This is a genomic window from Agromyces mangrovi (assembly GCF_030296695.1).
Lineage (GTDB): Bacteria > Actinomycetota > Actinomycetes > Actinomycetales > Microbacteriaceae > Agromyces > Agromyces mangrovi.
This window is the reverse complement of the sequence record NZ_AP027737.1, coordinates 160,267-173,313: the sequence shown is the minus strand read 5'-3', so window position 1 is coordinate 173,313 and position 13,047 is coordinate 160,267. Positions and strand designations below refer to the sequence as shown.

Annotated in this window: 14 protein-coding genes and 2 pseudogenes; 14 read left to right on the top strand and 2 right to left on the bottom strand. The window is 72.6% G+C overall.

The annotated features are described in order from the left end of the window. Window positions 1-71 precede the first annotated feature (71 nt). Window positions 72-1,498: pseudogene (locus QUE38_RS00855) on the top strand (GH1 family beta-glucosidase). Window positions 1,499-1,511: 13 nt separating this feature from the next. Here the strand turns inward: QUE38_RS00855 and QUE38_RS00850 are convergent. Further along, window positions 1,512-2,684: a glutamate--cysteine ligase gene (locus QUE38_RS00850; RefSeq protein WP_286309689.1), complete on the bottom strand. Its 1,173-nt coding sequence runs from the start codon at window positions 2,682-2,684 to the stop codon at window positions 1,512-1,514. A gap of 258 nt (window positions 2,685-2,942) precedes the next feature. Here QUE38_RS00850 and rpsP point away from each other — a divergent pair, with 258 nt between their 5' ends. The 5 genes from rpsP to QUE38_RS00825 all read left to right on the top strand — a co-directional run bounded on the left by rpsP (window position 2,943) and on the right by QUE38_RS00825 (window position 5,905). Then, window positions 2,943-3,356, top strand: coding sequence for a 30S ribosomal protein S16 (gene rpsP / locus QUE38_RS00845; protein WP_286309688.1), 414 nt, complete (start codon window positions 2,943-2,945; stop codon window positions 3,354-3,356). 4 nt (window positions 3,357-3,360) lie between these two features. Then, a complete protein-coding gene (locus tag QUE38_RS00840; protein ID WP_281886214.1) occupies window positions 3,361-3,597 on the top strand; it encodes an RNA-binding protein in 237 nt (78 codons plus the stop codon). A 1-nt stretch (window position 3,598) separates the two neighbouring features. Further along, window positions 3,599-4,225, top strand: a complete 627-nt coding sequence (rimM, locus tag QUE38_RS00835; RefSeq protein ID WP_286309687.1) for a ribosome maturation factor RimM — start codon at window positions 3,599-3,601, stop codon at window positions 4,223-4,225. A 9-nt stretch (window positions 4,226-4,234) separates the two neighbouring features. Continuing rightward, complete coding sequence (gene trmD / locus QUE38_RS00830) at window positions 4,235-4,945, top strand: tRNA (guanosine(37)-N1)-methyltransferase TrmD (RefSeq protein WP_286309686.1); 711 nt, start codon at window positions 4,235-4,237, stop codon at window positions 4,943-4,945. 102 nt (window positions 4,946-5,047) lie between these two features. Continuing rightward, complete coding sequence (locus QUE38_RS00825; protein WP_286309685.1) at window positions 5,048-5,905, top strand: sirohydrochlorin chelatase; 858 nt, start codon at window positions 5,048-5,050, stop codon at window positions 5,903-5,905. Window positions 5,906-5,918: 13 nt separating this feature from the next. Here QUE38_RS00825 and map read toward each other — a convergent pair whose 3' ends face one another. Further along, window positions 5,919-6,686 (bottom strand): type I methionyl aminopeptidase, encoded by a 768-nt coding sequence (gene map / locus QUE38_RS00820; RefSeq protein WP_286309684.1) that lies wholly within the window; start codon window positions 6,684-6,686, stop codon window positions 5,919-5,921. A gap of 86 nt (window positions 6,687-6,772) precedes the next feature. On the opposite strand from map, the gene QUE38_RS00815 reads away from it, so the two are divergent. The 8 genes and pseudogenes from QUE38_RS00815 to dprA all read left to right on the top strand — a co-directional run bounded on the left by QUE38_RS00815 (window position 6,773) and on the right by dprA (window position 12,875). Continuing rightward, entirely contained in the window at window positions 6,773-7,288 is a 516-nt protein-coding gene (locus QUE38_RS00815) for an MFS transporter (RefSeq protein ID WP_286309683.1), read from the top strand. A 187-nt stretch (window positions 7,289-7,475) separates the two neighbouring features. After that, window positions 7,476-7,823, top strand: a complete 348-nt coding sequence (rplS, locus tag QUE38_RS00810; protein WP_286309682.1) for a 50S ribosomal protein L19 — start codon at window positions 7,476-7,478, stop codon at window positions 7,821-7,823. Window positions 7,824-7,896: 73 nt separating this feature from the next. Further along, entirely contained in the window at window positions 7,897-8,634 is a 738-nt protein-coding gene (lepB, locus tag QUE38_RS00805) for a signal peptidase I (RefSeq protein WP_286309681.1), read from the top strand. Window positions 8,635-8,662: 28 nt separating this feature from the next. Next, window positions 8,663-9,325 carry a ribonuclease HII gene (locus tag QUE38_RS00800; RefSeq protein ID WP_350227501.1) on the top strand — a complete coding sequence of 221 codons (663 nt, stop codon included), beginning with the start codon at window positions 8,663-8,665 and terminating at the stop codon, window positions 9,323-9,325. Window positions 9,326-9,331: 6 nt separating this feature from the next. Beyond that, a complete protein-coding gene (locus tag QUE38_RS00795) occupies window positions 9,332-9,655 on the top strand; it encodes a DUF2469 family protein (RefSeq protein WP_281886232.1) in 324 nt (107 codons plus the stop codon). Between the two features lie 112 nt (window positions 9,656-9,767). Further along, window positions 9,768-10,127, top strand: coding sequence for a YraN family protein (locus tag QUE38_RS00790; protein WP_286309679.1), 360 nt, complete (start codon window positions 9,768-9,770; stop codon window positions 10,125-10,127). Next, window positions 10,127-11,664 (top strand): annotated as a pseudogene (locus tag QUE38_RS00785) (YifB family Mg chelatase-like AAA ATPase). The gene QUE38_RS00790 and the pseudogene QUE38_RS00785 overlap by 1 nt, the downstream one beginning before the upstream one ends. Then, a complete protein-coding gene (gene dprA, locus QUE38_RS00780; protein ID WP_286309678.1) occupies window positions 11,661-12,875 on the top strand; it encodes a DNA-processing protein DprA in 1,215 nt (404 codons plus the stop codon). Before QUE38_RS00785 ends, dprA begins: the two are co-directional and overlap by 4 nt. Window positions 12,876-13,047 lie beyond the last annotated feature (172 nt).

Below are 13,047 nucleotides of genomic sequence, written 5' to 3'. Positions count from 1 at the left end.
GACGGGGCCGGACCACGGCCCAGGGTGTGCTCCGGGGGAGCCGGTCCCGAAGGAGGGGGCAGCAGATGACCATGCATAGTGCCGACTACCGCGAGAGCGGGCTCGACTTCGGCCGCGACTTCGTGTTCGGCTCGGCGACGGCGTCGTACCAGATCGAGGGTGCGGCGCGGGAGGACGGCCGCGGCCCGTCGATCTGGGACACGTTCAGCCACACGCCGGGCAAGGTCTGGAACGGCGACACCGGCGACGTCGCCTGCGACCACTACCACCGGGTCGAGGAGGACCTCGACCTCATGCAGCAGCTGGGGCTCGAGTCGTACCGCTTCTCGATCGCGTGGCCGCGCATCCAGCCGACCGGCACCGGGCCCGCGAACGAGGCGGGTCTCGCGTTCTACGACAAGCTCGTGGACGGACTGCTGGCCCGGGGCATCCGCCCGATCGCGACCCTGTACCACTGGGACCTGCCGCAGCCGCTCGAGGACGCCGGCGGCTGGACCAGCCGCGAGACCTCGTTCGCCTTCGCCGAGTACGCCCGCATCGTCGGCGAGCGCCTGGGCGACCGCGTGCAGATGTGGACCACGCTCAACGAGCCGTGGTGCTCGGCGTACCTGGGCTACGGCTCGGGCGCGCACGCGCCCGGTCACACCGACGGCGCCGAGGCGCTCGCGGCCGTGCACCACCTGAACCTCGCGCACGGGCTCGCGGTGCAGGCGCTGCGCGAGGTCGTCACCAACGACCCCGAGTTCTCGATCACGCTCAACCTCCACGTCGTGCGCCCCGACGGCCCGACCGGCGCCGAGGCGGCGCGGCGCATCGACGGGCTCGCCAACCGCGTGTTCCTCGACCCGATGCTGCGCGGCACGTATCCCGCCGACGTCATGGAGGACACGGCCGGCGTCACCGACTGGTCGTTCGTGCACGACGGCGACCTCGAGCAGATCCACCAGCCGGTCGACCTCATCGGCGTGAACTACTACTCGACCGTGACCGTGCGCATGTGGGACGGCACGGGGAGAAGGTCGTGGCCGACGGCCACAAGGACATGGGCGGCACCGCGTGGCCGGGCGCCGACGACGTCGAGTTCCTCGTGCAGCCGGGACCGTACACCGCGATGGGCTGGAACATCGACCCGTCGGGGCTCGAGGACCTGCTGTTCTCGCTGCACGAGCAGTTCCCCGGCACGCCGCTCATGGTCACCGAGAACGGCGCGGCGTTCGACGACGAGGTCGTCGACGGCGACGACGGTCCGCGCGTGCACGACGACGACCGCATCGACTACCTGCGCCGCCACTTCACCGCGGCCCACCGGGCGATGGCGCGCGGCGTCGACCTGCGCGGCTACCAGGTGTGGTCGCTCATGGACAACTTCGAGTGGGGCTACGGCTACTCGAAGCGGTTCGGCATCGTGCGCGTCGACTACGACACGCTCGAGCGCATCCCGAAGGACAGCGCGCGGTGGTACGCGGAGCTCATCCGCACGCGTCGCATCCCCGGCTGACCGGCGCCGCGGCTCACTGCTGCCCGGCGACGCCCTCACGCAGCTCGCGGGCGAGGTGCCGCACGACCGCGGTCAGGTCGTCGTCGGCCTCCGCCGCCGCGCGCAGCTGCCGCTGGTAGCTCGCGCCGTGCTCGAGCATCGTGCGCACGCCCCGCAGCTCCTCGGCGCAGCCGAGGCGCCGCGAGATCGGCTCGAGCACCGTGACCAGCTCGGCGATGTCCTCGGCGACCGGTCGCTGCGTGCCCGTGATGTCGACGATCGCCCGCGCGTCCATGCCGTACCGGGCCGCCCGCCACTTGTTCTCGCGGATGAACCACGGCTGCAGCACGGGCAGCGACTCGCCCTCGTCGAGCCGGGTGCTCATCCACTCGACCAGGCACTGCACGAGCGCGGCGATCGACGCGATCTCCGCGGAGGTGGAGACCCCGTCGCAGACCCGCACCTCGATCGTGCCCCAGCGTGCGGATGGGCGGATGTCCCAGCGCACCTCGGTCTGCTCCTCGACGATGCCCGTGCGGATGAGGTCGTCGACGTGCCGCTCGTACGCCTCCCAGTCGGGCAGGGGGTACGGCAGGCCCGCGGTCGGGAGCTGCTGGAACATGAGCGCGCGGTTCGACGCGTACCCGGTTTCCACGCCCGCCCAGTACGGGCTCGACGCCGAGAGCGCCTGGAGGTGCGGGATGTACCGCATGAGGCCGTCCATGATGGGCAGCGCCTTGTCGCGGTCCTCGATGCCGACGTGCACGTGGATGCCCCAGATCATCATGTTGCGGCCCCACCACTGGGTGCGCTCGATGAGCTTGTGGTACCTCGGCTTGTCGGTGACGGCCTGCTGGAACCAGCGGCCGAACGGGTGCGAACCGGCGCAGATCACCTCGTACTCGCCGAGCTCGTCGATCACGCGGCGCACGATCGCGAGCTGCTGCTCGAGGTCGGCGACGGCGTCGGCCACCCGGTCGTGCACGCCCGTGACGAGCTCGACGGTGTTGCGCAGCAGTTCTGCGGTGATGCGGGATGCCACGGGGTCGTCGCCCTGCTCGGCGAGCACCGCGAGCACCCGGTCGCCGACGGGTGCGAGCTCGCCCGACAGGCGGTCGACGATCGCGACCTCCCACTCGATGCCCACGGTCGAACGGGCCGAGTCCGCGAACGGGATCCGGGGCGGTGTGTCGCTGCGGCTCTCCATGTGCGCGAGGCGCTCCTCCCGGGTCGCCGCTCGGCGACCGCGCTGGAGCCATCGTCGCACGCCGGCGGCCGTCGGTCACGCCCCCGGGGCATCCGTCGTCGATTCACGGATCGGCCGGAAATCTGCAAGAATGGTCCGTCGAGTTCCGTTGCGCCCGACCCTCTATCCGGCGCGCGGAACGAATCAGAGCTTCCGCCGAGTGTGCACCCCACGCTCACGGCTGTCAGTTCGTCTCACTACAACACACACGGGAGAATCGTGGCTGTCAAGATCCGTCTGAAGCGCCTGGGGAAGATCCGGGCGCCGTACTACCGCATCGTCGTCGCCGACTCGCGCACCAAGCGCGACGGTCGCGTGATCGAGGAGATCGGCAAGTACCACCCCACCGAGGAGCCCTCGTTCATCGAGGTCGACTCCGAGCGCGCGCAGTACTGGCTGGGCGTCGGCGCGCAGCCGACCCCGCAGGTCCTCGCCATCCTCAAGCTCACCGGCGACTGGGGCACCTTCAAGGGTGACAAGAAGGCCGTGAGCACCGTCAAGACCGCCGAGCCGAAGGCCGCGTTCGTGGCCGACGAGTCGAAGAAGACGGTCCTGAAGCCGAAGACCGAGAAGCCGGCCGAGCCGGCCGAGCCCGCTGCCGAGGCCGACGAGGCCGCTGCGGACGAGGCGTAGTCCGATGCTGGCACCCGCGCTCGAACACCTGGTCAAGGGGATCGTCGATCACCCGGACGACGTTCGCGTCGTGACCGCCTCGTCGACGCGCGGGGAGGTCCTCGAGGTCCACGTGAACCCCGAGGACCTCGGCCGGGTCATCGGCCGTGCGGGCCGCACGGCCAAGGCCCTGCGCACGCTCGTGACCGCCCTCGCCGACGGTCGACGCGTGCGCGTCGACGTCGTCGACACCGACCGCTGACGTGGCCTCCACGCCGCGCACGCAGCTGCGCGTCGGTCGGCTGACCAAGGCGCACGGTCTCAAGGGCGCCATCAAGCTCGAGCTCTACACCGACGACCCCGAGCGGCGGTTCACCCCGGGCGCAGAGTTCTCGCTGCAGGTGCCCACGTCGAGCCCGTGGCACGGCAAGCGCATCACGCTCACCGAGCTCCGCTGGTACAACGGGCATCCGGTCGGGTTCTTCGAGGGCGTCGCCGATCGCACGGCCGCCGAGACGCTCATCAAGGCCATCCTCTGGGTCGACCAGGACGACGCCGACGACGAGCCCGAGGACGACGCCTGGTACGACCACCAGCTGGTCGGCCTCGCGGTCGTGCGCGACGGCGAGCGCATCGGCACGGTCAAGCACGTCGACCACCTGCCCGCGCAGGACCTCCTCGTCATCTCGATGGACGGCCGCGAGGTCATGGTGCCGTTCGTGTCGGCGATCGTGCCCGAGGTCGACGTCGCGGCGGGCACCGTCACGGTCACGCCCCCGCCGGGCCTCCTCGAGGAGCTGCCCGACGCGACGCCCGAGGCGACGACGGACGCGACGCCCGAGGCGACGACGGACGCGACGCCCGACGCGCAGCCCGACGCCACCGACTAGGAGCGGCCGATGCGCATCGACATCGTCACGATCTTCCCCGAGTTCTTCCGGGTGCTCGACGTGTCGCTGCTCGGGAAGGCGCGCACCTCGGGCCTGCTCGACGTGCGCGCGCACGACCTGCGCGACCACACCCACGATCGACACCGCACGGTCGACGACACCCCGTACGGCGGGGGCGCGGGCATGGTCATGAAGCCCGAGCCGTGGGGCGAGGCGCTCGACGGCATCCTCGACGAGGCTGCGGATGCGGGTGGGCCGGTGCCGACCCTGATCGTGCCGTCGCCGGCGGGTGAGCCGTTCCGCCAGCCCATCGCCGCCGAGCTGGCGCAGCTCGACCACCTCGTGTTCGCCTGCGGCCGCTACGAGGGCATCGACCAGCGCGTCGTCGACCACTACGAGGAGCGGATGCCGGTGCGCCTGCTGAGCCTCGGCGACTACGTGCTGAACGGGGGCGAGGTCGCCGCGATGGCCATGGTCGAGGCGATCGGCCGGCTCGTTCCCGGTGTCGTGGGCAATCCCGAGAGCCTCGTCGAGGAGTCGCACGAGGACGGCCTGCTCGAGTACCCGAGCTACACCAAGCCGCAGGTCTGGCGCGGGCTCGAGGTGCCCGACGTGCTGCGCAGCGGCAACCACGGCGCCGTCGCAGCGTGGCGCCACGAGCAGCGGCTCGAGCGCACGCGGCGCGTCCGGCCCGACCTTCTCGGCGACACCGACGCCTGAGCAGCCGGCCGCCGCGACGGCCCGGCCGCGACGACGTCGGTGCGAGCGCCGCCATCCTGCACCCCCCGACCGGGGGAGGATTCACGCGCCCGAAACATCCGGGTGCTCAGCCCGAAACACGCCTTTCATAGTTTCGAGACGCGCGAGAGCACGCGCGAGGGCGACGGGAAGGCGGGGCCGGGAATGGTCGGGGAGGAGTCGGCGCAGGCGTTCGACTCCGACGGCGACAGCCCGCCGCTCACCCTCCTCGCGGTCACCCACGGTTCGCCGTCGCCCGACAACCGGGCCGCGATCATCGGCCTGGTCGACGCGGTCGCGAGCCGGCGCGACGACCTCGACGTCGGCATCGGCTTCGTCGACGCGCAGCACACCGACGTCGCCTCGGCGGTCGCGCGCAGCGTGCACGCACCCGACGCGGTGATCGTGCCGCTCGTGCTGTCGGCCGGGTACCACGTGCGCACGGGCCTCGCCGCCGGCCTCGACCAGGTCGAGTCGCGCGAGGTCGCGATGGCCGCGGCGCTCGGTCCCGACGCACGCATCGTCGACGTGCTCGCGACCCGACTCGAGTCCGTGGGCCTGCGGCCGGCCGACTCCGTGGTGCTCGCCGCGGCCGGGTCGAACGACCCCAAGGCCGTGCGCGAGTGCTTCGACACCGGCCGGCGACTCGCCGCCCGGCTCGGCCGACCGGTCACGGTCGGCTTCATCGCGGCCGCGATGCCGCGCCTGCACGACGCCATCGAGATGGTGCGCGAGGTGCACGCGGGCTCGCGCGTGGTGGTGGCGACCTACCTGCTCGCTCCCGGGCACTTCAACGACGCCGTGGCGACCGCGGGCGCCGACGTGGTCGCGCCGCCGCTCATCGTGCCCGGTGAGCCCGTGGCATCCGAACTGGTCGAGCTGGTGCTCGACCGCTACGACGACGCCACCGTGCTCGTGGGCGACGGCGGCGCGGCGGGCTGAGCCCGCCTTCCGGTCAGTCGCGCGCGGTCAGCACGATCGGACCGTCCTCGGTCACCGCGATGGTGTGCTCCGAGTGCGCGCCGCGCGAGCCGTCGGCGCTGCGCAGCGTCCAGCCGTCGGGGTCGGTGAAGATACGGTCGGTGGTCTCGAGGAACCACGGCTCGATCGCGACCACGAGGCCGGGCTTCAGCGGCAGGCCGCGGCGCGCACGGCCGTCGTTCGGCACGTGCGGGTCGCCGTGCATGGTGCGGCCGACGCCGTGCCCGCCGAAGTCGGTGTTGATCGAGTAGCCCTCGGCGCGTGCGATCTCGGCGATCGCGGCCGAGATGTCGCCGATGCGGTTGCCGACGGTCGCGGCGGCGATGCCCGCGTCGAGCGCCCGGCGCGTCGTGTCGATGAGGCGGAGGTCCTCCTCGCGGGGCGTGCCGACCACGATCGACGCGGCCGAGTCGGAGACCCAGCCGTCGACGGATGCCGCGAAGTCGACGCTCAGCAGGTCGCCGTCGCGCAGCCGGTAGTCGCGGGGGAGTCCGTGCAGCACCGCGTCGTTGACCGAGGTGCAGAGCACCTTGCCGAACGGGCTGGCCCCGAACGACGGGTGGTAGTCGATGTAGCACGACTCGGCGCCGGCCTTCCGGATCATCTCGTGCGCGAGCGCGTCCAGCTCCAGCAGGTTCACGCCCACCGCGGCCTTCGCCAGCATCGCCTCGATGACGGATGCCACGAAGCGGCCCGCCGGTCGCATCTGCTCGATCTCGGCCGGTGTCCTCAGTTCGATCACGGCTCTCCCTTCCCGCCTCCATTCTGTCGGGTGCGCGCTGGGCGAACGCCGAGCGCACGCCCAGCACCGGCGATTACGCTGGATCCATGCTCCTCCGGAAGGTCTTCTACCGTTGGCAGTTCATCGCGGCCTTCGCGCTGCCGGCCTGGCTGTTCGTCGGCTGGGGCATCTGGGGCGAGAGCGCCTGGGGCATCCTCGGGCTGCTCATCGCGGCTCCCGCCTCCTTCCTGTCGCTGATCGTCGTCGCCGGGCTCACCGCCGCGCGCGCGACCGCACGACAGGAGCGTGCGGTGTCGTGGATCGACGTGGGCGTCATGACCGCCTGGCACCTCGCCCTCATCGGGGTCGGCTTCTCGGGCCCGACCGCAGGCGTCTTCGCGGTGTTCGCCGTGCTGCTCGCGCTCGTGGCGTTCTGGTCGGCCGTCTGGCAGCTGCTGCGCGACAGCGCCCGGCGCGCCCAGGCGACCTTCGCGGAGTTCGAGCGCCAGGCGCAGATGCCGCCGCAGGCGGGCACGCGTCCGCAGCAGGCGAGCGCCGGTCCGCGGCGCGGGCCCGACGATGGCGACGTCATCATCGTGCACGAGGTGCGCGACCCCTCGTAGGCGCCTCCCGCCCGGGGCATCCGCTTTGCCGAACCGGGCAGCACATGGCAGAATGGTCGATTGTGCTGCCGCACGACTCTGCCTCCGGGGAGTGCGCAGGGCGCGATTGCGCCCTGCGAGGCGGCACCATTCACTTCCATTTCATCAACCGTGTTCGACCGGTGGCGGGCACAGAGAGCGACTCATCATGCACATCCTCGATTCCGTCGACGCGGCCAGCATCCGTTCCGACATCCCCGAGTTCCGCCCGGGCGACACCGTCAAGGTGCACGTCAACATCGTCGAGGGCACCCGCTCGCGCATCCAGGTCTTCCAGGGCGTCGTCATCGGCCGCTCGGGCGAGGGCGTGCGCGAGACCTTCACCGTGCGCAAGGTGAGCTTCCAGGTCGGCGTCGAGCGCACCTTCCCGGTGCACTCGCCGGTCATCGACCACATCGAGGTCGTCACCCGCGGCGACGTGCGCCGTGCGAAGCTGTACTACCTCCGCAACCTCCGCGGCAAGAAGGCGAAGATCCGCGAGAAGCGCGAGTCCTGAACCGCACCCCTTCCGGGTACACGATCGGCCGAGCTCCCCGCGCATAGACTTGCACGGGGAGCTCGAGGGGTGAATGACTGAAGACATCGACTCGCCGCCGCGCGCGGACGAGGCACGGGGGCGTCGTCGTCGCGGGGTGCTGCTGTTCCTCCGAGACCTCCTCATCATCTTCGTCGTCGCGGTCCTGGTGTCGTTCCTCATCAAGACCTACCTGATCCGGTCGTTCTACATCCCGTCGCAGTCGATGGAGCAGACGCTGCTCGTCGACGACCGCATCATCGTCAACGAACTGGTGCCCGACGTCATGCCGCTCTCGCGCGGCGACGTCGTCGTCTTCCAGGACCCGGGCGGCTGGCTCACGGCACGTCCGGAGCCGGATCAGCCCCCGCTCGTCGCTGCGGCCGACTGGTTCCTCTCGCTCGTCGGGCTCTCCGCGTCCGACAGCAACGACCACCTCATCAAGCGCGTCATCGGGCTGCCCGGCGACCACGTCGTGTGCTGCAACGCGCTCGGCCAGGTGAGCATCAACGGCGTGCCGATCGACGAGCCGTACATCACCCTGCCGCAGGGCGAGACCGAGGCGTCGGGCGACGACTTCGACGTCACGGTGCCCGACGACGCCCTCTGGGTCATGGGCGACAACCGCTACAACTCGAAGGACTCGCGGTACAACCAGGACACGCCGCTCGAGGGCTTCGTGCCGGTCGAGAACCTGGTCGGCCGCGCGTTCGTCATCAGCTGGCCGGTCCCGCGCTGGTCGTGGCTCGGCGACTATCCTGAGGTCTTCGCAGGCATCCCCGACCCGGAGTGACCAGATGGCAGCAGGCAAGGCGCCCACGATGACGCTGGAGCGCGGGCTGCTGGCCGACGGCGCATCCCTCGTGCTCGCGTGCGACGAGGTCGGCCGCGGGGCGCTCGCCGGGCCGGTGACGGTCGGGCTCGTGGTCGTCGGCATCGAGACGAAGCGGATGCCCGCGGGCCTGCGCGACTCGAAGCTGCTCCCCGAGCCCCGACGCGACCTGCTCGCGCCGCGCGCGGCGAGGTGGGTGCGCGCCTTCGCGGTGGGCGAGGCGAGCGCGGACGAGATCGACGAGCTCGGCATCATGGCCTGCCTGGGGCTCGCCGGATCGCGCGCGTACGCCGCGCTCGAGGCATCCGTCGACCTGCCCCACGGGGCGCCGCTGCTGCTCGACGGCAACCACGACTGGCTGAGCGCGCACATCGCGCGCCGGGCACGGGTCATCACGCGCATCAAGGCCGACCGCGACTGCGCGTCGGTCTCGGCGGCATCCGTCATCGCCAAGGTGCACCGCGACACGGGCATGCGGCGCGCGCACGACGAGACGCCGCACTACGGGTGGGACGAGAACAAGGGGTACTCGACGCGCGCGCACTTCGCGGCGATCGCCGAGCACGGGCCGCACGCGCTCCACCGACGCACCTGGCTGCATCCCGAACGTGCCCAGGAGGCGCCGCCGCTGTTCGACCTCGGCGTAGGATGAACCGCGATGGATGAAGACGAGTTCGAGGACTACGACCGCGAGGTCGAGCTTGCCCTCTACCGCGAGTATCGCGACATCGTGTCGCAGTTCCAGTACGTGGTCGAGACCGAGCGCCGCTTCTACCTCGCGAACGAGGTCGAGCTGGTGCGTCGCGACACCGAGCACGACTTCTACTTCGAGCTCACGATGAAGGACGTCTGGGTCTGGGACGTCTACCGCGCCGACCGCTTCGTGAAATCGGTGCGCGTGCTCACGTTCAAGGACGTCAACATCGAGGAGCTCGCGAGCCGCGACTTCGAGCTGCCCAAGGAGCTCGCGCTCGACGAGTAGCGGGTCGCCGCTGCCTCCTGCACAGGCTCGCGCGAGTCGTCGATCGTGTTCGCGCCCGCTGAGGCACTGATCGAGCGGATGCCCGCTGCCAGCCTCTCCTCGGAGGTGGCGCATGGCACGCAAGGACGAGGTGGGCGCGCGCGGCGAGACGATCGCGGCGGCGTACCTGGAGGAGCTCGGCTACGAGGTGGTCGACCGCAACTGGCGGCACGGCCGGCGCGGGGAGATCGACCTGGTCGCCCGCGACGGTGACGAGACGGTGTTCGTCGAGGTGAAGACGCGGTCGGGAACCGCGTTCGGGCACCCGCTCGAGGCGGTGACGGCCGAGAAGCTCGCGCGGCTGCGCATGCTTGCGGGGGCGTGGTGCCGGTCGGCGCGCGTGGTCTCGTCGTCGATCCGCATCGACGCGGTCTCGGTGCTGCTGCCGCCGGGCCGCGCGGTCGACATCGAGCACGTCCGGGGCGTCGGCTGATGCCCGTCGCACGCACCCGCGCGATGGCGCTGCTCGGGCTGTCGGGCTCGCCCGTAGACGTCGAGGCCGACCTGTCGGCGCAGCTGCCCGCGCTCGTGATCATCGGGCTGGCCGACACGGCGCTCTCCGAGGCCCGCGAACGCGTGCGCTCGGCGGCGATCAATGCCGGATGCCCCCTGCCGGCACGCCGGCTCACCGTGAACCTCTCGCCCGCGACGCTGCCGAAGCACGGCTCATCGTTCGACCTGGCCATCGCGCTCGCGTGCCTCGGCGCGGCCGATGGCGTGGACCGCGGCTCGATCGAGCGCGTCGTGCACCTGGGCGAGCTCGCCCTCGACGGGCGGCTGCGACCGGTCGACGGCGTGCTGCCCGCGGTGCTCGCGGCTCGGAACGCCGGGTGCGACACGGTCATGGTGCCGGTGGGCAACCGCGAGGAGGCCGAGCTCGTCGCCGGGGTGCGGGTCATCGCCGTCGCGGGGCTGCGCGAGGCGGTCGAGTGGCACGGCGGCACCCTCGACGGCGGGGCGGGCGTCCTCGAGCCGATTGTGCGCGAGCCCGCGGCCGAACCGGTCGAGGACGCCGGCGACCTCGCCGACGTGGCCGGCAACCCGGAGGCGATCGAGGCGCTGGTGGCCGCGGCCGCGGGCGGCCACCACCTCTCGATGATCGGGCCGCCGGGTGCGGGCAAGACCATGCTCGCGGCGCGGCTGCCCGCGCTGCTGCCCGACCTCGTGCCCGAGCAGGCGCTCGAGGTGGCCTCGATCCGCTCACTCGGCGGGCGGGGCGTCGGCTCGGCGCTGCCGTCGCGTCCGCCGCTGGAGAGCCCGCACCACACGGCGAGCTCGACCGCGATGGCGGGCGGCGGCTCGCGGGTCATCCGGCCCGGCGCGGTCACGCGCGCTGCCCACGGCGTGCTGTTCCTCGACGAGGCGCCCGAGTTCCCCGCCCGCGTGCTCGACGTGCTTCGGCAGCCGCTCGAGTCGGGCGTCATCGAGATCCACCGTGCGAACGCGGTCGCGCGCTTCCCGGCGTCGTTCCAGCTCGTGCTCGCGTCCAACCCCTGCCCGTGCGGGCAGTACGGCGCTCCGGGCGACTCCTGCACCTGTCCGCCGCTGACGCGCCGCCGTTATCTGGGCCGTCTCTCGGGGCCGTTGCTCGACCGGGTCGACATCCGCCTGGTGGTGCGGCGGGTGTCGGCCGCCGACCTGCGCGAGCAGGAGCGGGGCTCAGCACCGCGGAGGGGCGCCGGCGGGTGGCGGAGGCGCGCGGCGCCGCCGCCGAGCGCCTCTCCGCGACGCCGTGGCGCACCAACGCGCGCGTGCCCGGACCGTGGCTGCGCACGGCGGGCGGCATGCGGCTCGCGCCCGCCGCGACCCGGCGGCTCGACCAGTCGCTCGAACGCGGTGGCATCACGATGCGCGGCTACGACCGGGTGGTGCGGATGTCGTGGACCCTCGCAGATCTCGACGGGGCGACGAGTCCGACCCGCGAGCACGTGGGCCGCGCGCTCGCCATGCGCGAGGCGGCGGCCGCATGAGCCGCGCGGGAGACCTCGTGGCCGCCGCCGGGCGCATGCCGATCGTGCGGGGGTCCGTCGACGACCCGGCCGCCGTGCTGGCGGTCGCGATGCTCATGCACCTCGCCGAGCCCGGCGACGGCACGGCCGGAGCGCTCGCCGCGGCACTCGGCCCGCGTCGCATCGTCGAGTCGCTCCTCGCCGGCGAGTCGGCCGACGCGCTCGCGTACGCCGCCGCGCACGCCGGGGTCGAGCTCGAGCCGGCACTCGTGGCCCGTGGCCTCGGGCGGTGGCTGCCGCGACTCGACCTGACCGCTGCGACGCGATCGGTCGCGCAGGCCGCGCGGAGCGGCGCCCGTCTGGTGCTGCCCGGGGACCACGACTGGCCGTCGGGCCTCGACGATCTCGGTCCGCACGCGCCGCCCGGGCTGTGGGTGCGCGGGGCGCCGCACGCGCTCGACGCACTGGGCCGCTCGATCGCGCTCGTCGGCGCCCGCGCGGCGACCGGCTACGGCGAGCACGTCACGACGCAGGCGGCCGCGGGCCTCGCCGACCGCGGATTCGCCATCGTCTCCGGCGCGGCGTACGGCATCGACGCGCGGGCGCATCGCGCGACCCTCGCCTCCGACGGCACCACCGTCGCGTTCCTCGCGGGCGGGGTGGACCGCCCGTACCCGGCGGCGCACGACTCGCTCCTGGCCGACATCGCCGCTCGCGGTGCCGTGGTCTCGGAGGTGCCGTGCGGCGCCGCGCCCACCAAGTGGCGCTTCCTGCAGCGCAACCGGCTCATCGCCGCCGCCGCGAACGCGACGATCGTGCTCGAGGCGGGCCGCCGCTCGGGCTCGCTCAACACCGCCGGTCATGCGGCCACGCTCGGCCGCCCGCTCGGTGCGGTACCGGGGCCGGTCACCAGCCCCGCCTCGGCCGGCTGCCACCGCCTGCTGCGCGAGTACGACGCGGTCTGCGTGACGGATGCCTCCGAGATGGCCGAGCTCGCCGGCGACACTCCGCCCGGCTCATCCGCCCAGCCGCTGCTCGGCGAGCTGGCGCCCGACGAGCTCCGCGCCCTCGACGCACTCGCACCGCGCGCTGCGTGCAGCGTCGACGACATCGCCCGCCGTGCGGGCCTCGAGCCCACCCGCGCGCGGGCGGCCCTCGCCGGGCTCGAGGCGCTGGGTGCGGCGGCCACGCGGGACGCCCTCTGGGTGCGGACGCGCACGATGCCGACGTGAACGCGCGAGTCGCGTCGGCATCGCGTCGGGCAGCGGCTCGGCGTGGGGCGTGGACGCCTGCGTCGTGCCGTCGCTAGCATCGGGAAGCACCTCGATCCATGTCGAGGCCATCGGGTCGCCCGGGGGAGCCGGCGCGGTGGATTCCGATCCGAGCAGCGCGACCCGAGAGCGA

Excerpts from the sequence above, each read along its gene's own strand:
- QUE38_RS00795 (WP_281886232.1), top strand. The coding sequence starts at position 9,332 with ATGGATGAAGACGAGTTCGAGGACTACGACCGCGAGGTCGAGCTTGCC.
- dprA (WP_286309678.1), top strand. The coding sequence starts at position 11,661 with ATGAGCCGCGCGGGAGACCTCGTGGCCGCCGCCGGGCGCATGCCGATC.
- QUE38_RS00840 (WP_281886214.1), top strand. The coding sequence starts at position 3,361 with ATGCTGGCACCCGCGCTCGAACACCTGGTCAAGGGGATCGTCGATCAC.
- rplS (WP_286309682.1), top strand. The coding sequence starts at position 7,476 with ATGCACATCCTCGATTCCGTCGACGCGGCCAGCATCCGTTCCGACATC.
- QUE38_RS00800 (WP_350227501.1), top strand. The coding sequence starts at position 8,663 with ATGACGCTGGAGCGCGGGCTGCTGGCCGACGGCGCATCCCTCGTGCTC.
- QUE38_RS00815 (WP_286309683.1), top strand. The coding sequence starts at position 6,773 with ATGCTCCTCCGGAAGGTCTTCTACCGTTGGCAGTTCATCGCGGCCTTC.
- trmD (WP_286309686.1), top strand. The coding sequence starts at position 4,235 with ATGCGCATCGACATCGTCACGATCTTCCCCGAGTTCTTCCGGGTGCTC.
- QUE38_RS00790 (WP_286309679.1), top strand. The coding sequence starts at position 9,768 with ATGGCACGCAAGGACGAGGTGGGCGCGCGCGGCGAGACGATCGCGGCG.
- lepB (WP_286309681.1), top strand. The coding sequence starts at position 7,897 with ATGACTGAAGACATCGACTCGCCGCCGCGCGCGGACGAGGCACGGGGG.
- QUE38_RS00850 (WP_286309689.1), bottom strand. The coding sequence starts at position 2,684 with ATGGAGAGCCGCAGCGACACACCGCCCCGGATCCCGTTCGCGGACTCG.